The following is an 18890-nucleotide window of genomic DNA, read 5'->3' on the forward strand; positions in this document are numbered from 1 at the left end:
TTAGACGCCTGTTAATTAGAAAAAACGGAAACTTTGTCCCATTTGGAACGTTTTTTTCAAAAAGAGACCGTAGAGTTCGTTCGCTCTTCGCTTATCTACGGTCTCAGTCGAAACGGTTTAGACTGCCTGTATTATCAAATGCTAGCCACCCGACCCAGTTCACTTTCACACCACAGTGGCCATCCCGCTTTTTTATTTGCAGCCATAGCCAGTTCGCGCTCACCTGGAGTTGCGTACCGCTGGTCCCAGTCTCTCAACTTTGGTTTTGCAATGAGAGCGAACCAAAGAGGCGGAATAAGCCCTAGAAGGAAACACACAAAGAGCGAAGGCATCTGCGGGGCTTCTTTTTCCGGACGCAACTCATAGAACCGTGTATAGCCGTCAATATGATGATTGATATGGTTAGTAATTTCGCAACCCAGCGGGCGCACAATTGTTCCCATATGATTCCACGCGTGGTGCAGGAGGATAGGCTGATCTAGATCGCGTACTAAACCATAGTGCTGAAAGTAATTAAAACCCTCGACTATCCCTTTCGCAATAATCATCGAAGCAATCGTAACCAACCCTAATGCTGGCCCGCCCAGATAAGCAACCAGGCCAGGCAGAGCGAGCAGGAGTGCGACATATTGATATGTTTTGTTTGACAAATTCCACGGTGACTGTCCTTTTCTACGTAAAGTTTCAGCCTCAATCTTTATCGCATCTTTGACGGAACCAACTGTCGCACTGATCACGAAACTGTAAATTGTCTGACCACGGTACGGAGTATCGCTATCGAGAGGCGTATCTAAGTAAAGGTGATGCGTGTTGACATGGGCAATGTCTCGGTTCGGATCACCATAAAACGTAGCCAATAGCTGCGCCATCTTCCGAGGCAACCAGTGGCGACGATGCATCAACTCATGCGAAACCGGAAGAGTTGGCACACCACTAAGCCAAGCCAAAGAAAGAATGCACCCTGCCACTTGTAACGGCTCACTAAGTTCGATACGCCCGTTTTCAACTCCAAAGACAAGGAGCCCATATAGACCGATCATTAACGGTAACTGCAAATACTGGGTAAGGTCTGCGAAAAAGGGACTGACCTTTCTGGACGAAAAATCCTTCGGTAAAATGACATCAAGCACCATCAGTGCAGGGAATGTTGCCGCCCCAAGCCAAACCCAATAGCCACCATAGTAAAATCCGATCAGCCCGCAAGCAGTAACAACAGGAATCAGGTAATAACGAAGCGTGTCCATATATCCTCCTACTTTATTATTGTCGACTCAGAATGGGTAATTAGCTGGCTTCTCAACCATACTAATCCATTGAGATTGAGTAAATTCTTCAATACTTGCAGGTCCGCCAAACCGGCCTCCGCTACCCGAGGCACCCATTCCTCCGAAGGGAACATGCGGCTCACAGTTAATTGGCTGGTCATTAATATGGACCATACCGGTATTTAGACGCTTTGCGATGTCTAGACCAGTCGCCAACGCCCTAGTATGGATAGATGCGGCCAACCCATACTCCGAACAGTTTGCTAATTCAATCGCCTCTTCAATACTGTCAAATACAGTGATCGGAGCCACCGGGCCGAAAATTTCAGATTTGAAAACCTCCATCTCCGGCTTCACATCCATGATTACGGTAGCTTGGTAGTAGCGATCTTGATATGTACCTCCCGCCAAAACCTTAGCACCGGCGCTTTGTGCAGATTCGACGAGCGCGTGGACGCGAACTACCTGTTTATCATTGATAAGTGGGCCGAGATGCACTCGATCCGAGTTTGGATCCCCCACCACTAAGTTCTTCGCACGTAGCGCCAGTTTCTCTGCATATTGCTGAGCAACGTCCCTATGTACTAAATGACGTCCGGCGGCCATGCACACTTGGCCCTGATGCAAGAACGTACCCCAAGCAGCGCAGCTGACAGCCCCATCTAAATCGGCGTCAGGCAACACGATGTGGACATTGTTACCACCCAGTTCAAGCGCAACCTTTTTCAGCATTCTCCCGCATTTCTCTCCGATCAACCGGCCCACCTGTGTGGACCCGGTAAAAGAAATCATGTTAATTCCGGAGTTCGCAACCATTGACTCTCCTACGTCCGCTCCACCAGGAAGAACGTGAAGAACACCGTCCGGCATGCCAGCGTCGGAAAAGATCTCGGCAATGAGCGCCCCCCCGGTGACAGCAGTCTGAAGGTCGGGCTTTAAGATCACCGCATTACCCAACGCTAAGGCTGGTGCTACCGAACGCATTGCTAAAAACAACGGGAAATTCCAAGGTGCAATTACACCGACCACGCCAACTGGAACGCGCTGACAAAGATTCATGCGCCCTGGAACTGCCGATGGAAACAACGTACCGTTAGGCAAAGAAGCTAAACCCGCAGCTTGATGCATTTGCTCATACGCAATTCCGGCCTCCCATAAGCCCTTCGGACGAATTGCGCCGCATTCCCGCACGTTCCAATCGGCGAACTCATGTTCGCGCTCCTTTAGTTTTTCGGCAGCCTTGCGGACAATGGCGGCTCTTTCACTAAATGATATTGCGGCCCATTCCTTTTGCGCTCTCTTAGCTGCGTTCACAGCAGCATCGACATCTTCGCCGTTAGCAACGCCCGTAATGCCAAGAATATCTCCATTGGACGGGTCGACAACATTGGCAACACCTCCCCGCGCCTCCACCCAATTAGAACTAAACACCTTCCCGTACCAGATAGGCTGCTCTTTTGTTTCCCGCATAATTATGCCTCCTTAACTTCAAAATTATAAATTAGATACATGTGCCATTGGGCTCAAACAGGATTTTCAAGGACTGACCATTTAGGGCCATTTCGAACGCATCCTCTGCCGCCGATAGTGGCAATCGATGCGATACGAGCGAAGACAAATCAACACGCCCTGTAACCAGTAAGCTAGTTGAACGCTCCCATGTTTCATACAGACGCCTGCCATGCAGGCCACGTACAATAAGGCCTTTGAAAAGCCACTCCTCTAAGTTGAGCAAAATATCATGTGACGGGACGCCCATCAGTCGCAACTCACCACCATGGGTGATGGATTGAATAAGCTCCTTTAACGCCGCTGCTTGCCCAGAATAGTCAATTGCAACATCTACTCCCCTCTCACCGAGCAGCGAACGCACAGTCTTATAAACGCTCTCTTCAGTTGCATTAATGCATTCATCCGCCCCCATTTTGGCTGCTGCAGTGAGGCGCAGAGGATGAATGTCAGTTGCAATGACCTTGCTTGCTCCCAGTGCTTTGGCGGCTGCAATGTTCATAAGTCCGATCGGACCGCAACCAGAAACAAGAACATTCAATCCCGAAACCCCAGAACCCTCCAGACTTGCATGCACCGCAAGCCCGAACGGCTCCATCATTGCCGCCTGGAGCGGAGGAATTCCGCACGGCACCGGCCAACACACGCTTTCCGGAACCACAACGAAAGACGCGAAGCCTCCATCAAAGTCGACCCCCGGATACCGCGTCTTAGGACAAACATGCGCCCAACCGCGTCGACACGTGTAGCACGTTCCACAAGGGAGATGACTCTCCAGACTGACGCGCATCCCAGGCCTTAGACCTTTAACGTCAGATCCGACCTGTTCAATCACCCCGCTAACTTCATGACCCAAGATAGTGGGGAGTTTCATTCTTTTGGCGAACTCGCCCCATTTATAGATCAACAAGTCAGTACCACAGATACCGGCCGCTTCAACTTTCACCAGCACGTCAGTACTGTGGGCCTCTTTAGGGGCGGCCACATCATCGACAGATAGCCCTCCTGGCCCTGCTTTAGTTTTCCTTATCGCGAGCATTGAATCACCTATGTAGACGTCAAATGTTATAGGTAGCAAGGACGGCGATATCAAATCACTTAATGCATCACATGCAGCCAAGTTCTCGGCAACAAACGCATAGCTTCCGAGATCGACACGACTAGTTAGTAATGTCGCTGCAGCTGTGACTGCGGTAGATGACTAAGGCTCGAGCGAATGCGCGACAGGCTGGATATATCGTTGCAGACCTGGGCATATAGTCGGTTGAGGTTAGCGATGAGATTGAAGATTGATGCAGCCGCACCGTTGGACTGGCATCTATGACCCCTATCACGAGAGATGAAGCCGATAACTGCGACGAAAATGGTGCGCAAAGTCGCACGCACGCCAATGACCTTGGCCTCACCAAAATTGGTGGTCGGGCTAGCCTGCTTGGGCTCGCCCTCAGAAAGCACTAGGCCAGCGTCACAGACTCCAGGCGTAACGGCTACGGCTGGCCCGCTTTGAGGATATACATGGCGAAAGCAACCAATCTGAACAGAGTTGAGAAAATACAACATTGAAGGGTCACCACTATTTTTATTTTAAGTCTCGTATAGCTAGCAACCGCCATGCCATTGCTTATACCGATCCCCTTATTTCATCTAAATTATTGATTTTCTTTGTAAAAAAGAAAGGGGGGGGGGTATGAGAGAAAATCTACAGCACGCTGGCTGTATTTGAGCAAATCATCAATCGCGCATAACCACCTGTCGATTTGATCAAGGCAGCGATAAAAAAGGTTCATCGCGCTTTCCCGGGGAAGGCAGCCTTGACTTTCAGGAAGAAGTAGTCCGAGCCCCGGAAACCATAGGCCATGCGCTTGATCACCTTGATTCGGTTGTTCACGCCCTCCAGCAGGCTGGTATGCATGGGAAAACGGGCGCTGGCGAGGATGCCGCGGATATAGCGCCTGAGGTTTTTGGCGAAGCGCTAAGCCCCTGTCACGGGCATGCCGTAGCCAGGCCCGCCAGCGTTGCCAGCCTTCCCATACGCTCGGGGCGTAGCAGACTTCCTTCAGGGCACTTCGAAAAACCTCGGCCCCCCTGCGATTGGTAAAATTGCGTTGTCCTGATTTCGTTCTCTGACACCAGCCATGAAGAAGCGCACTGCCATCAAGACGGACCTGTTCGCTGACGAACATCATCGGAAGAAGATCGACACGCTTGGAGATCCGCTGGCCGAGATCGAGTCGTACATCGATTTTGCGGCACTTGCGGCGGAAGTCGATCGGGTAGCGCCGCGTCCGGTGAGTCCGCAAGGCGGTCGCCCGCCGTATCCGACGGAGACGATGGTGCGGATTCTGGTGCTCAAGCGGCTGTACAACCTGTCGGATGAACAGATGGAGTACCAGTTGCTTGACCGGATGAGCTACAAGCGATTCTGCGGGTTGGCCAGCGCGGTCAATATTCCGGATCGAACGACCGTGTGGACGTTCGAGAACCGCATCGGCGACGCCGGCGCGAAGGTCCTGTTCGACGGTGTCACGGCCCAACTGCTCCGGCACGGATTCATCGCCCGCGGCGGCCAAATCGTCGATGCCACGCTGGTGCCTGCTCCCAAGCAACGTAACAGCCGTGAGGAGAACAAGCTGGTCAGGGAAGGCGCGATGCCGGCTGACTGGAAGCCGGCCAAACGGCGCCAGAAGGATACGGATGCCACCTGGACACAGAAGCACGGCAAGAACCACTTCGGTTACAAGCTCTCGATCAACGTGGACAAGAAGTACAAGATCATCCGCAAATTCGAGACTGATACGGCCAGCGTCCATGACAGCAAGCACTTCGATGCGCTCATCGACCGGAGCAACACGAGCCGCGATGTCTATGCGGACCGAGGCTACACCAGCGCAGACCGGGAGGGCTGGCTCAAGGATCACGGCTATCGTAATCAGATCCAGAGGAAGGGGTACCGCAACAAGCCCCTTTCCGAGTGTCAGCAACGGCGCAACCACCGCATCGCCAAGACGCGTGCCCGAGTGGAGCACGTGTTCGCGAGCATCGAGCAGATGGGCGGCAAGTTGATCCGTACCATCGGACAGGGGCGCGCGAACTTTGCGATGACGATGATGGCGGCCTGCTACAACTTGAAGCGGCTGGTGTACTTCCAGAAGGCGGGAATCAAGGCCTTCTGACGCCCGGAGTGGGCCGAATCGCCGCTGCAGAGGGCGATTCGGAAGAAAAACGGGGCGACACCGCCCAGGAAAGCGGTGATTCGCCGCAGAAATCGAACCGAATTCGATCATGGCCATCATTTGGCGGTCGGATTCACTGAAAACCTCGCGTTATTCGAGGTGCCCTTCAGTGCGTCCTTGAGCAGATAGACCGTAGCCAACGGCTGGTTGGCGGCGAGCAACTCCTGCAACTGCACGGCTTGGCCGTCCTTGAGGTTCGCAGCGTTGCGTAGCAGCAGCCAGCGGCTGCGCTTGACCACCTTGCGCGCTGGTTTGTCATCGCGCAGGAGGTTGGCCTGGTCGACGAGGATACGGTCGATCACCTCACGACCGTAGCGCGCCACCACATGGAACAGGTCGTACACCACTTCGGCTTGAGGGCAGTGCCGCTTCACTTCCAGGTCGAAAGCGGTGTTCATGTCCATGGCGACCGCCTCGATGTGCTGGCAATGCTCACCGGGCCACTCGAAGAATGGGCGAATCGCCTGGCGACTGGTGCCGTGGCCGACCCACAGCACGCGTGTTCGCTCCGCATCCATGATCACCGTGGCGTAGCGATGGCGCTTGTCCAGGGCGAACTCGCCCATCCCCAGGCGCCGGACGTCGCCCGGCTCGATGGCGCCTGCCTCCGCTTCCAGACGGCGTTTGTCGAGGGCCTTGAGGGTGTGCCAATGCACGCCGGTGAATTTGCTGACGTGGCTCATGGGCAGTATCCGCAACAAGCCCTCGAGCCAGGCTTGCAAACGTCGAGTCAGGCGGGAAGCCGGCTCCAGCCAATGGATCCGTTCGGTCACCCGCCCACAACAACGCAGGCAGTCGACGCGACGCACGGGCAATTGAATAATTGAATTGGAGCAGCACCCGCTGATCCAGCAGGTCGCGGTCACGCACGTGGCGTAGACGCCGTTCGTGAATCAACGGACAGGGCTCTAGACAGCGCCCACGCCGGGGCACTCGCGTGGCCTGGGGTTCGAGCTCGATCAGCAGGGTATTTTCAGCTACGGGGCGAGAGGCGACAACGTCGTAGCCTGGCCAGAAAGCGGCAAGATCAATAGGATGCACGGCGACAGCAAGGTGTGGGGGTTGGGATGTTGAGCGACTGCCAATTTACCCACTCCCCTGCCTGTCAACTCGCTCTTTCCCCAGAATCCGCGAAGGACCTTAGAAAGGCCCAAACCTGGCGCAAGGCAGCTATCGGCCCGTTGCTTTCACAGATAAGCTTCTTAAGTCGATAGGCCATTGCCGGGCGGGTCAATCCCAGCAACCGCGCCGCCTGTGAGATATTCTGCCCACAACGGTCCATGGCCGTGCGCATTAAACCCGCCTCGAGATCCTCGAGACTGACGCCCTGGTCGATAATTTGCCTAAACCAACTGTCACCGGACTCCTCCTCCAACCGGCCCTCGCTTGATAGCCTGTCGCCTTCGGTAGCCATCGCCAACCCGGGGAACAGCGACTCGACATTGATGCTTTCGTTGCTCTCGGTGAGAATCACCCCGCGCTCAAGGGCGTTCTCCAGCTCGCGGATATTGCCTGGCCATTGGTAGTGGAGGCAGGCCTCCATCGCTCGATCAGACAGGCCAAGAGTCTTCTTGCCGTATTCCTTATGGTGCCTTCTAAGAAAATGCTCGACCAGCAGCGGGATATCTTCCACGCGCTCGCGCAACGGCGGGATATGCACGGGAAAAACATTCAACCGAAAGAACAGGTCTGCGCGAAAGCGCCCCATCTTGACCGCCTCTTCCAGGTTCTCGTTTGTTGCGGTGATTAACCTCACGTCGACCTTTCGCGTGCGGTCGCCGCCGACCCGCTCTAGCTCTCCTTCCTGCAATACCCGTAGCAGGGTGGCCTGAGCCCTCGGCGTCAATTCGATCACCTCATCAAGAAAGATGGTGCCGCCGTTGGCCCGTTCAAAACGTCCAGCGCGTGCATTGACCGCGCCCGTATAGGCGCCCTTATCGACACCAAACAGTTCCGACTCGATCAGATCCGGCGGAATTGCCGCACAGTTCACCGCGACGAAGGGTTGCTCTGCGCGCTCACTGCGCAAATGCACGCTGCGCGCGATTACCTCCTTGCCCACCCCAGTCTCACCCAGTAGCAGAACCGAAACCTTGCCGCGTGCAGCCTTGTCGATGGTCTCACAGATGCGCTTGTAGGCTGGCGAATGGCCAATGCCGTAATACTGCCCATCGTACTGCTTCAGGCGGTTGCGCAGGTTGGCAACCTGGGTCTGCAGCTCGTAGCGCTCGTCTACGATCGGGTCGCTTTTGAAGTAGGCTTCGAAACTGCTGACATCGCCCCACTCTTCTGCGGTCTTGCCTACGATAAGGCATTTATCGTCACCGCACCCGCGACAGCTAGTTTCCTGGAAAATGATTCTGCGGCCCATGAATGCCGAACCATAGCCGCTAGCATAGCCTAGCACCGTCCAGCAGACGGGCTCATTCATCAGGCCCAGCTCAGTTCGGCAGATATCCACTTCAAAGGAATCAATCCACTCGGCCTCCACGTTGAAACGTCCGTCCCGGATGGCGATATCCATCGTCAGCAAGCGTACTTTGACCATCCCCTTGAGCGCGTACAATTGAGGCCCAGCCAGGAACACCTCCTCCTCGCGCATGGCCGGCCGCAGCTTGCGTGCCAGCTCGGCATCCATCAGGCCGGACTGATAGCCCAACCGCAGGAAGAAACCCTTGGCCCGCTCGATGCCGATCAAGCTGATAATTTCGCGGCGGAAGCTGGCCAGCGTAGATAGCTGCATTAGCAGCATGCGCTGCTCTCCCAGCCAGATCTTGCCTTCGGCGGCAACGAAACGGATCTGGCTGCTAAGGTCTTGCATATCCTCATGCTGCATCTTGGGTTTGTATATAAGCGACATTGTTTTTCTCTTGTTTTTATCGGGATGATCCGCCCCGCAGCACATCAGTGGCTCACTGCGGTCATGACTACCTTGCAACGTCAAGGCCTGTGCTTGCCGGCTTGCCGGCTCAGCATTCCATTTGCCACTTTAGCATTTGCTTAGGTGGTCCTGAAAAATTAACCAATTGATTAACTGAAATCCACCTCAACGCCGATCCCTTTATCCGCCAATTCGTCGCCGTATGCCCCGACAGCACGAACTGAATGTTTTCTGGTGTTCTCGCTTCTTAAAAAGAACGTTTTCGTTCTGCTTGGCATTATTTTTGCTTGGCAAAGTGGTCACTGATTGCAAAAAGGATGGCGCAACGTGGCAATGGGGGTAACCCGTATACGCATCACGTCGAGATGCATTTTCATCGACCTGGCGCCTTTCTACATCACACCAAGCAGCCCACATTAAAATAAGAGAACCGTGAGCTATGGATTTTTGCTTATTGAACGAGAAAAGTCAGATCTTCGTCCACGCCGAGCCCTATGCAGTCTCCGATTATGTTAACCAGTATGTCGGTACGCACTCTATTCGCCTGCCCAAGGGCGGGCGCCCGGCAGGCAGGCTGCACCACAGAATCTTCGGATGCCTCGACCTGTGTCGAATCAGCTACGGCGGTAGCGTGAGGGTAATCTCGCCTGGATTAGAGACCTGTTATCATCTGCAAATAATACTCAAAGGCCATTGCCTGTGGCGTGGCCATGGCCAGGAGCACTATTTTTCGCCGGGCGAACTATTGCTGCTCAATCCGGATGACCAAGCCGACCTGACCTATTCAGAAGATTGCGAGAAATTTATCGTTAAATTGCCCTCAGTGGTCCTTGATCGGGCATGCAGTGACAACAATTGGCACAAGCCGAGGGAGGGTATCCGTTTCGCCGCGCGACACAATCTCCAGCAACTCGATGGCTTTATCAATCTACTCGGGTTAGTTTGTGACGAAGCGGAACATACAAAGTCGATGCCTCGGGTCCAAGAGCACTATGCGGGGATCATCGCTTCCAAGCTGCTCGAAATGCTGGGCAGCAATGTCAGCCGTGAAATTTTCAGCAAAGGTAACCCGTCTTTCGAGCGAGTCGTTCAATTCATTGAGGAGAATCTCAAACGGAATATCAGCCTTGAGCGGTTAGCGGAGCTGGCGATGATGAGTCCACGCTCGCTCTACAATTTGTTCGAGAAGCATGCCGGCACCACGCCGAAGAACTACATACGCAACCGCAAGCTCGAAAGCATCCGCGCCTGCTTGAGCGATCCCAGTGCAAATGTGCGTAGTATAACTGAGATAGCCCTAGACTACGGCTTCTTACATTTGGGACGTTTCGCTGAAAACTATAGGAACGCGTTCGGCGAGTTGCCTTCCGACACCCTGCGTCAATGCAAAAAGGAAGTGGCTTGATTACGAACGTAGCCGAAGAAGGGATGGGTTGAATCGCCCCGGCTTTCTTAGACACTCTCCAAGCTCTGAAATAGCGTTTCTCAAACTCCACTGGCGATAGCTGCATAGCGCTGCTGTGCCGGCGTTTGCCCGCGCTCTTTGTGGCCGCCTGCCAGTCCAGGTCGGGTTTTTCGACCCGAAATGCCTTTGCGCATCTCCACTTTCAGCGTCTGACCTTGCTGGCCAGTTCGCCGCCGATGCCGAAGTGGCCTTTGGGCATCTCGGTTATGATCACTCGTACGCTGGTCAGCGGCGCATCCAGGGAGCGCGAGATGGCCTCGCTGACTTCCCGAATGAGGGTTTCCTTCTGCTCGTCGCTGCGGCCTTCAAGGATGTGGATCTGGGCAATAGGCATGGTGTGCCTCCTGAAGAAGAGGCCGCCCGGGCAGGGCGGCCGGATGGCTCAGACGAAGCGCGCGGAGACGCTGCCAAGCCCCTGGTAGCGCACGGTGATGTTGTCGCCCGGCGCTACTGCGACGGCGGCGGTGATGCCGCCGGTCATGATGAAGGTGCCGGCCGGTATGTGCTCGCCGCGCTCGGCCAGCAGGTTGGCGAGCATCGCCACGCTGGACAGCGGATGGCCGAGCACCGCGGCACCGGCACCGAGTTCCACCACCTCGCCGTTCTTCTCCATCACCACGCCAAGAGTGCGCAGGTCGACATCCTCCAGGCTGGCCATGCGACCGCCGGTGATATAGCGGGTCGAGGAGGCGTTGTCGGCCACCACGCTGATCAGGTCGAACTTGAAGTTCTCGTAGCGTGAGTCGATCACCTCGACGGTGGGGATCACGTAGTCGACCGCGGCGATCACGTCGCCGATATGGCAACCAGGCCCCACCAGCGGTGCCTTGGTGACCACCGCGATTTCCGCCTCGATCTTGGGGTGGATCAGCTTGGAACACTCCACCGTGCCGCCGTCGGGCACGCTGAAGTAGTCGGCGAGAAAGCCGTAGATCGGCGTCTCCACGCCCATCTGTGCCATCTTCGCCCATGAGGTCAGGCCCATCTTCAGGCCGACGATCTTGTTGTCGCGCTCCTCCTTGCGCCGGCGGATTTCCCACTGGATGTCGTAGGCATCGGCGAAGGTCATCTCGGGATAGTCGTTGGTGACCTTGTGGATGTCATGGGCCTGCAGTTCGGCGTTCTCGATGTGCTCGGCCAGGGCCAGCACCTGCTCGGGGCTGAGGGTACGGTTCATGCGCTCACCTTCTGGTTCTGGCGGGCCCGGGACATATCCAGGGCGAGGTCCTCGATCATGTCTTCCTGGCCACCGACGGTGCCGCGGCGCCCCAGCTCGACCAGAATGTCGCGGGCCGGTATGCCGTACTTCTTCTCGGCGCGCTGGGCAAACAGCAGGAACGAGCTGTACACCCCGGCATAGCCCAGGGTCAGCGCATCGCGGTCGACGCGGATCGGCTGATCCATCATCGGCACCACCAGGTCCTCGGCGACGTCCATGATCTTGTAGAGGTCGATGCCGGTTTCCACGCCCATGCGCTTGCACACCGCGACGAAGACTTCCAGCGGGGTGTTGCCGGCACCGGCGCCGAGACCGGCGACCGAGCCGTCGATGCGTGAGGCACCGGCTTCGATGGCGGCCAGCGAATTGGCGATGGCCATGCCCATGTTGTGGTGGCCGTGGAAGCCGATCTCGGTGGCCGGGTTCAGCTCGGCGCGCAGCAGGCCGATCTTCTCGCTGACTTCATCGGGCAGCATGTAGCCGGCGGAGTCGGTGCAATAGATGCAGTTGGCGCCGTAGCTTTCCATCAGCCGCGCCTGCTCCAGCACTTTTTCCGCGCTGATCATGTGCGCCATCATCAGGAAGCCTACGGTATCGGCGCCCAGCTTGCGTGACATGCCGATGTGCTGCTCGGAGACATCGGCCTCGGTGCAATGCGTGGCCACTCGAATGGTGGAGACGCCACAGTCGAGCGCCATCTTCAGGTGGTCGACCGTGCCGATGCCTGGCAGCAGCAGGGCGGATACCTTGGCCTGCTTGAGGCGCGGGATCACCGCACGCAGGTATTCCTCGTCGCTGTGCGCGGGGAAACCGTAGTTGATCGAGCGACCGCCGAGGCCGTCGCCGTGGGTGATCTCGATCAGTGGCATGCCGGCAGCGTCGAGGCCGGTGGCGACCGCGATCATCTGCTCGAGGCTGATCTGGTGGCGCTTGGCGTGCATGCCGTCGCGCAGGCTCATGTCGTGCAGGGTGACGTTCTTGCCTTGCAGATTCATGGTGCGACTCCTTTAGGCCAGTGCCGCTTCACGACGTGGCAGTTGAATGGTGCCGGCGGCGATTTCCTCGGCGAACATCTCGCCGGTGCGCAGGGCGGCGGCGGTCATGATGTCGAGGTTGCCGGCGTACTTGGGCAGGTAGTCGCCCAGGCCCTCGACCTCCATGAAGATCGAGACGCGGTTGCCGTCGAATACCGGGCCATTCTTCAGCCGGTAGCCGGGCACGTACTTCTGCACCTCGGCGATCATCGCGTGGACCGATGCGGTGATCGCACCCTGGTCCGGTTCGGTTTCGGTCAGGCAGTGGATGGTGTCGCGCATCATCAGCGGCGGCTCGGCCGGGTTGACGACGATGATCGCCTTACCTTCCTTGGCCCCGCCGACCTGCTCGATGGCACCGGCGGTGGTGCGGGTGAACTCGTCGATGTTCTTGCGGGTGCCCGGGCCGATGGAGCGCGAGGACACGGTGGCGACGATCTCGCCATAGGCCACCGGCTGCACGCGCGATACCGCGGCGACCATCGGGATGGTGGCCTGGCCACCGCAGGTGACCATGTTGACGTTCATTTCCAGCGTGCCGACGTGCTGCTTGAGGTTCACCGGCGGCACGCAGTACGGGCCGATGGCGGCCGGGGTCAGGTCGACCATCAGCACGCCCAGCTCGTTGAGCTTGCGGCTGTTCTCGGCATGTACATAGGCGGAAGTGGCATCGAAGGCGATGCGGATATCGTCGTCGAGCACGTGCGGCAGCAGGCCGTCGACGCCTTCGGCGGTGGTCTTCAGGCCGAACTCGCGGGCGCGCTTGAGGCCGTCGGACTCGGGGTCGATGCCGACCATCCAGACCGGCTCGATCCACTCGGAACGCAGCATCTTCATCACCAGATCCGTGCCGATATTGCCCGGGCCGATAATCGCCGCTTTGAGTTTCTTGTTCATCAGGCTGTCCTCGATCAGATGAAGCGCACGGAGGCGCTGCCGATGCCGCCGATCTCGACGCGCATGAAATCACCGGCCTTGACCGGTTCCAGCGGAACCAGCGAGCCGGACAGGATCACTTCGCCGGCCTTCAGGCCGATGCCGAAGTGGCCGAGGGTGTTGGCCAACCAGGCGACGCAATTGACCGGCGAGCCGAGCGCAGCCGCTCCAGCGCCGGTGGAGAGCAGCTGGCCGTTCTTCTCGACCAGCATGCCGCAGGTGACCAGATCGACCTGGCGCGGTGAGACGGCCTGGTCGCCGAGCACGAACAGCCCGCAGGAGGCGTTGTCCGCCACGGTGTCCTGGATCTTGATCTTCCAGTCCTGGATGCGCGAATCGACCACTTCGAAGCAGGGGATCACGCATTCGGTGGCAGCCAGCACGTCGGCGTTGGTCACGCCCGGCCCCATCAGGTCCTTCTTGAGGATGAAGGCGATCTCGCCCTCGGCGCGCGGCTGGATCAGCTTCTCGCTGATCGGCATGGCTTCGCCGCTGTTGTAGACCATGGCATCGGTGAGGTAGCCGAAGTCCGGCTGGTGCACGCCGAGCATGTTCTGCACGGCCTTGCTGGTGACGCCGATCTTCTTGCCGATCACCCGCTCGCCGGCGGCCAGGCGCCGTTCCAGCATGCGCAGGGAAATGTGGTAGGCGTCCTCGACGCTGATGTCGAAGCCGCGGCTGGTCAGCGGCGTGACGGTCTCGCGCTGGACCATCGCCTGGTAGAGCTCGTCGCCGAGTTCGTTGATCAATGTCTTGTCCATATCGGTCTCTCTCAGGAATGGAGGGCGTCGGCCTCGGCGAGGAAATTCTCGACCAAGCGGGCGAAACGCTCGGCGTGTTCGATCTGGGTCCAGTGGCCGCACTGGCCGAACACGTGTAGCTGGGCGTTGGGAATCCACTGCGCGAGGGTCAGCGAAGCCTGCAGCGGGATGATCCGATCCTCGCGGCCGTGGATGACCAGGGTTTCGTTGGGCAGGGCGCGGATATCGGTCTCGTTGCTGGCCAGATCGTCGACTCCGTTCTGCCGTGGCGGCGGGAACATCGCGGCGAACGACTCCTGAAAGCCGGGGCGGATGCTGGCCTGGTAGCGCAGCTCGGCCAGCTCGTCGTTGACCAGGGTGCGGTCGTGGGCGAACAGATCGAGCAGCCTGCGCATGTTGGCCAGCGACGGCGTGTAGCCCCAGGCTGTTTCCAGTCCTGCGGTGATGGGGAAAGACACACCGACGCTGCCCATCAGCACCAGCCGGCGCACACGCTCGGGGTGACGGATGGCCAGTGCCAGTGCCAGCCCGCCGCCGAACGAGTTGCCGACGATGTCGGCCTGCTGGATGCCGAGGGCGTCGAGCACGCCGATGGCATGCTCGACCCAGCGCGCCTGGCTGTACTTGCCATCGGCCGGACGTTCGCTGTAGCCGAAGCCGAGCATGTCCGGGGCGATCACCCGGCGCGTCTGCGCCAGCTGCGGAATGATCCCGCGCCAGTTGGCCCAGGCGGTGACGCCGGGGCCGGAGCCGTGGATCAGCAGAGCCGGGAAGCCTTCGCCCTGATCATGCAGGTTGGTGCGGTAGCCGGCGGCGAGGATTTCGCGACCGATTTCAGGGCTTTGCTGCGGTGCGTTCATGACCAGGTCCTCAAAGTTTCACACAGATGTTTTTCAGCTCGGTGTAGAACTCCAGCGAGTGCACACCCCCTTCGCGCCCGATGCCCGACTGCTTGCTGCCGCCGAAGGCGGTGCGCAGGTCGCGCAGGAACCAGCTGTTGACCCAGACGATGCCGGCCTCAATCTGCCCGGCGACGCGGTGGGCGCGCGAAGCGTTCTCGGTCCAGATCGCCGAGGCCAGGCCGTAAGGCAGGCTGTTGGCCAGTTCAATGGCTTCCTCCTCGCTGTCGAACGGGCGGATATGGCAGCAGGGGCCGAAGATTTCCTCGGTGACCACCGCCGAATCGTCGGCCAGGCCGGTCCAGATAGTCGGCTGCACCCAGGCGCCGCCGGCCAGGTGCGCCGGCATCTCCGGCACGCCGCCGCCGGTGACAACGGTGGCGCCGTCGTCGACTGCCTGCTGGTAGTAACTGAGGACTTTTTCACGGTGCTTGTGGCTGATCAGCGGGCCGAAATTGGCCTCTGGATCGTTCGGTTCGCCGATCTTCAACGCTTCGGCGCCGGCCTTCAGGCGGGCGACGAACGCGTCGAAGATCGGCCGCTCGACATACACCCGCTCGGTGCCCAGGCAGACCTGGCCGCAGTTGGCGAAGGCCGAGCGCAGGGTGCCCTCGATGGCCTTGTCCAGGTCACAGTCGGCGAAGACGATGCCGGCGTTCTTGCCGCCCAGCTCCAGCGACACCTGGCGCACGCCCTTGGCCGCGGCGCGCATGATGGTTTCGCCGGTGCCGGTCTCGCCGGTGAAGGTGTAGGCGTCGACGTCCGGGTGCTCGGTGAGGAAGGCCCCGGCCGAATCGCCGCCGAAACCGTGCACCACGTTGTACACGCCGGCCGGCACACCGGCGGCCTGCATCACCTCGCCGAGCAGGGTGGCGGTCAGCGGGGTTTCCTCGGATGGTTTGACCACCACGCAGTTGCCGCAGGCCAGGGCCGGGCCGACTTTCCAGGTCATCAGCAGCAGCGGCAGGTTCCACGGGCTGATCACCCCGATCACCCCCTTGGGCCGGCGCACGCCGTAGTTGAGTGCACCGGCGCCGTCCGGGGTGGCCATCTCGAAGGCTTCATTGGCAACATTCTTGAGCAGGTCGGCGAACACCTTGAAATTGGCCGCGCCGCGCGGAATGTCGATGTGGCTGGCCAGGGATTTGGGCTTGCCGGTGTCGAGGCATTCGGCCTCGAGAAACTCGTCGAAGCGCGCCGTGATGCCATCGGCCACGCGATGCAGAATCTCAGCGCGCTCGGCCACCGTCATCTTCCCCCAGGGTCCCTTCAGCGCGGCACGGGCAGCTTTGACCGCAGCGTCGACCTCGGCGCGGCCGGCCTCGTGGACGCGGCCAATCACCTGGCCGTTGGCCGGGCTGACATTGTCGAACAGCTTGCCGCTGGCCGAACCGACGAAGGCACCGCCAATGAAATGCTTGATTTCTTTCATCTGCGCAATCTCTGCAATAAGTCGAACCGGACCATCAGGTCAGCACGGTCATGAATCGTTCGTTGAGAATGCGGTCGTGGTAAAAGATCGCCTTGCCCAGCTGGTCGGTGGTCCAGGTCACCGGTTTGTGGTCCGGGTAGTTGTAATCTCCCCCGCAGAACACTTCGTTGCGGTTACCGGACGGGTCGAAGAAGTAGATGGTCTTGCCGTGAGTGAGGCCGTGGCGGGTTGGGCCGATGTCGATAGAGGTATCGGTCATGGAGATCAGGTCGGCGGCGCGAAGCAAGTCTTCCCAGGTATCGAGGTGGAAGGACACATGATGGAGGCGGCCTTTTTCCGGATGGTGAATGAAGGCCACGTCGTGGGCCTTGGTCGACAGACTGAGGAACTGGGCGACGCGCGTGCCATTTTCGTCCAGCACCTGTTCGGCCAGATAGAAGCCGAGCACCTTGGTGAACAGGTCATAGGTCGCCGGCAATTCGTCGCCATACATGAGGGCGTGGTCGAAACGCACAGCCGCCATACCTTTCAGATCGCGCGGCCATGCCTCGGGATTGACCTCATTCACACCCCACTTTCCAGTATATTCCTTGTCTGCATACAACTCGAAGTGATGCCCGGAAGGTGCCTGGAAGCGCACGCGCCGGCCACAACTGTTCAGTTCACCTGCGGGTAGCTGCTCAACGGCACAGCCATATGCCATCAGATCCCGCTCCAGTTGCCGGAGAGCATCCTCATCCACAACCTTGAAACCCATAAAATCCATGCCCGGCTCGTCAGCCTCGCGTAGCACCAGGGAAAACTTATCCACTTCGGTCCAAGCCTTCAGATAGACACGGCCCTGGTCGTCACGGTCCATCTCGATCAGGCCCAGCAACTCGACGTAGTGTTCCAGGGCCTTGCTCATGTCCAGTACACGCAGCTGCACATGGCCCGGTCGCATTACACCTTTGTTCATGACGTCACCTCTTCATAGTTCTTGTTGTCAGGTTTGTTTCCGCCAACGTGGCGAAAGTACTCGATGGTCAAGTCGGTTTGCGGAAACACTTGACAGGCCAGGGCCAGGCCTTCGGCGGCGGCCTTGGCCGGCACGTGACCGCGGCTCATGCGTCCGCTCCGGTAGGCTCCGCTGAGCACCCGCACTCTACAAAGGCCGCAACCGCCGCCGCGACAGCCCACCGGAATGCAGCGTTTGCCCTGGGCTTCCATGGCGCGCAGTACCGACTGGCCCTCCGCACAGCGGAATGACTGGCCGCTTAGCACTTCGAACACCTCGTAGCCGGCACTGTTCATATTCATCCCAGATACACTAAACATGACGGAAGTATCCCCCAACAGCTCTGGGTGATGCCGCCATAACCCCGAAAATGAGCCTCAGGGGTCTTATGTACGTTGCTTCTTCGCATGTCGATTTCTCTTCTTAACCAGACATAAGGGTCAGCCGAGGTCTCCCCCTGCCACCGGAAGAGTTATACCGGTGATGTAGGAGGCGGCGTCAGAAGCAAGGAACAGAATTGCCTCGACCTGCTCGTCAATGCTTCCGTAGCGTTTCATAAGGCTGCTGTCGAGGGACTGGTCGACGATCTGCTGGTACCAGACCTTCTCCTGCTCACTCGGCTCGGCGCTATTGCGCGGAATCCGCCGTGGCGGCGCCTCGGTGCCACCCGGTGCGGTGGCGTTGACGCGGATGCCGCGCTCGGCGGTTTCAAAGGCCAGACAGGCGGTAAGGGCGTTAACGCCACCCTTCGCCGCGCCGTAAGGCACGCGATGGATCCCGCGCGTGGCAACGGAGGAAACATTTACGATGGCGCCACTGCCCTGCTCGATCATGGGCGCCAGCGCGGCGTGGCAGCACCATAGGGTAGGAAACAGTGAACGCCGCACTTCGGCCTCGATCTCGCGTTCCTGGTAATGCTCGAATGGCTTAGCCCAAATGGTGCCGCCAACGTTGTTGATCAGAATATCCAGACGACCGAAGCGCTCGAGCGCCGCCGCCATCACCCGTTGGCACTCGGCGAACTGCTCAAGGTCGGCGGTCAGGGTCAGCACCTCAGCGACTCCGACCAGTTCGTCGGCCAGCTCATGTATTAGCTCGGAACGGTCGACCAGCAGCAGCCGACCGCCTTCGGCCGCCATCCGTTCGGCCACGCGGCGACCGATGCCCTGGGCGGCGCCGGTGATAACGGCAACCTTGCCCTGGAAACGTTTGTTCATGAACCACCTCGGTTGTGTAGCCCGGATGCAATTTGGGAAAGT

The 18890-nt window shown here is 58.5% G+C and carries 16 protein-coding genes and 3 pseudogenes; 2 read left to right on the forward strand and 17 right to left on the reverse strand.

Annotated features, from left to right (window positions below; all coding sequences use genetic code 11):
- Positions 1 to 134: 134 nt before the first annotated feature.
- The 5 genes and pseudogenes from xylM to NAV27_RS19215 form a co-directional block, all read right to left on the reverse strand.
- Complete coding sequence (xylM, locus tag NAV27_RS04325) at positions 135 to 1244, reverse strand: xylene monooxygenase subunit XylM (protein WP_088137674.1); 1110 nt, start codon at positions 1242 to 1244, stop codon at positions 135 to 137.
- Between the two features lie 27 nt (positions 1245 to 1271).
- Positions 1272 to 2735, reverse strand: coding sequence for a benzaldehyde dehydrogenase (locus NAV27_RS04330; RefSeq protein WP_045633709.1), 1464 nt, complete (start codon positions 2733 to 2735; stop codon positions 1272 to 1274).
- Between the two features lie 31 nt (positions 2736 to 2766).
- Positions 2767 to 3375: a zinc-binding dehydrogenase gene (locus NAV27_RS04335; RefSeq protein WP_232249139.1), complete on the reverse strand. Its 609-nt coding sequence runs from the start codon at positions 3373 to 3375 to the stop codon at positions 2767 to 2769.
- A 39-nt stretch (positions 3376 to 3414) separates the two neighbouring features.
- Positions 3415 to 3813: pseudogene (locus NAV27_RS19190) on the reverse strand (alcohol dehydrogenase catalytic domain-containing protein); the annotation flags it as partial.
- Positions 3814 to 4557: 744 nt separating this feature from the next.
- Positions 4558 to 4849: pseudogene (locus tag NAV27_RS19215) on the reverse strand (transposase); the annotation flags it as partial.
- 60 nt (positions 4850 to 4909) lie between these two features.
- Between NAV27_RS19215 and NAV27_RS04345 the strand changes: the two are divergent.
- Entirely contained in the window at positions 4910 to 5947 is a 1038-nt protein-coding gene (locus NAV27_RS04345) for an IS5 family transposase (protein ID WP_045633708.1), read from the forward strand.
- Positions 5948 to 6108: 161 nt separating this feature from the next.
- On the opposite strand, the pseudogene NAV27_RS04350 reads toward NAV27_RS04345, so the two are convergent.
- Both NAV27_RS04350 and NAV27_RS04355 read right to left on the reverse strand, forming a co-directional pair.
- Positions 6109 to 7048: pseudogene (locus NAV27_RS04350) on the reverse strand (ISL3 family transposase); the annotation flags it as partial.
- 64 nt (positions 7049 to 7112) lie between these two features.
- Entirely contained in the window at positions 7113 to 8867 is a 1755-nt protein-coding gene (locus tag NAV27_RS04355) for a sigma-54-dependent Fis family transcriptional regulator (RefSeq protein WP_256055289.1), read from the reverse strand.
- A 460-nt stretch (positions 8868 to 9327) separates the two neighbouring features.
- Between NAV27_RS04355 and xylS the strand changes: the two genes are divergently transcribed.
- A complete protein-coding gene (gene xylS, locus NAV27_RS04360; protein ID WP_045633706.1) occupies positions 9328 to 10293 on the forward strand; it encodes a XylDLEGF operon transcriptional activator XylS in 966 nt (321 codons plus the stop codon).
- A gap of 202 nt (positions 10294 to 10495) precedes the next feature.
- Here the strand turns inward: xylS and thmT are convergent, their stop codons facing one another.
- The 10 genes from thmT to NAV27_RS04410 form a co-directional block, all read right to left on the reverse strand.
- On the reverse strand, positions 10496 to 10687 hold the full coding sequence (gene thmT, locus NAV27_RS04365) for a 2-hydroxymuconate tautomerase (RefSeq protein WP_004575912.1): 192 nt from the start codon (positions 10685 to 10687) through the stop codon (positions 10496 to 10498).
- Positions 10688 to 10735: 48 nt separating this feature from the next.
- Entirely contained in the window at positions 10736 to 11530 is a 795-nt protein-coding gene (gene dmpH, locus NAV27_RS04370) for a 2-oxo-3-hexenedioate decarboxylase (protein ID WP_045633705.1), read from the reverse strand.
- Entirely contained in the window at positions 11527 to 12567 is a 1041-nt protein-coding gene (gene dmpG, locus NAV27_RS04375; RefSeq protein WP_045633704.1) for a 4-hydroxy-2-oxovalerate aldolase, read from the reverse strand. Before dmpG ends, dmpH begins: the two co-directional genes overlap by 4 nt.
- Before the next feature lie 12 nt (positions 12568 to 12579).
- Positions 12580 to 13503: an acetaldehyde dehydrogenase (acetylating) gene (locus NAV27_RS04380; RefSeq protein ID WP_045633703.1), complete on the reverse strand. Its 924-nt coding sequence runs from the start codon at positions 13501 to 13503 to the stop codon at positions 12580 to 12582.
- A 14-nt stretch (positions 13504 to 13517) separates the two neighbouring features.
- Positions 13518 to 14303: a 2-oxopent-4-enoate hydratase gene (gene dmpE, locus NAV27_RS04385; RefSeq protein WP_045633702.1), complete on the reverse strand. Its 786-nt coding sequence runs from the start codon at positions 14301 to 14303 to the stop codon at positions 13518 to 13520.
- An 11-nt stretch (positions 14304 to 14314) separates the two neighbouring features.
- Positions 14315 to 15163, reverse strand: coding sequence for an alpha/beta fold hydrolase (locus tag NAV27_RS04390; protein ID WP_045633701.1), 849 nt, complete (start codon positions 15161 to 15163; stop codon positions 14315 to 14317).
- 10 nt (positions 15164 to 15173) lie between these two features.
- Positions 15174 to 16634 (reverse strand): 2-hydroxymuconic semialdehyde dehydrogenase, encoded by a 1461-nt coding sequence (locus NAV27_RS04395; protein ID WP_045633700.1) that lies wholly within the window; start codon positions 16632 to 16634, stop codon positions 15174 to 15176.
- 34 nt (positions 16635 to 16668) lie between these two features.
- Positions 16669 to 17592, reverse strand: a complete 924-nt coding sequence (locus NAV27_RS04400) for a catechol 2,3-dioxygenase (RefSeq protein WP_045633699.1) — start codon at positions 17590 to 17592, stop codon at positions 16669 to 16671.
- Positions 17589 to 17927 (reverse strand): 2Fe-2S iron-sulfur cluster binding domain-containing protein, encoded by a 339-nt coding sequence (locus NAV27_RS04405; RefSeq protein WP_045633698.1) that lies wholly within the window; start codon positions 17925 to 17927, stop codon positions 17589 to 17591. Before NAV27_RS04405 ends, NAV27_RS04400 begins: the two co-directional genes overlap by 4 nt.
- A 144-nt stretch (positions 17928 to 18071) precedes the next feature.
- Positions 18072 to 18848 (reverse strand): 1,6-dihydroxycyclohexa-2,4-diene-1-carboxylate dehydrogenase, encoded by a 777-nt coding sequence (locus tag NAV27_RS04410; protein ID WP_045633697.1) that lies wholly within the window; start codon positions 18846 to 18848, stop codon positions 18072 to 18074.
- Between the last annotated feature and the right edge of the window lie 42 nt (positions 18849 to 18890).

The sequence above is a fragment of the Stutzerimonas degradans genome, assembly GCF_024448505.1.
Taxonomy (GTDB): Bacteria; Pseudomonadota; Gammaproteobacteria; order Pseudomonadales; family Pseudomonadaceae; genus Stutzerimonas; species Stutzerimonas degradans.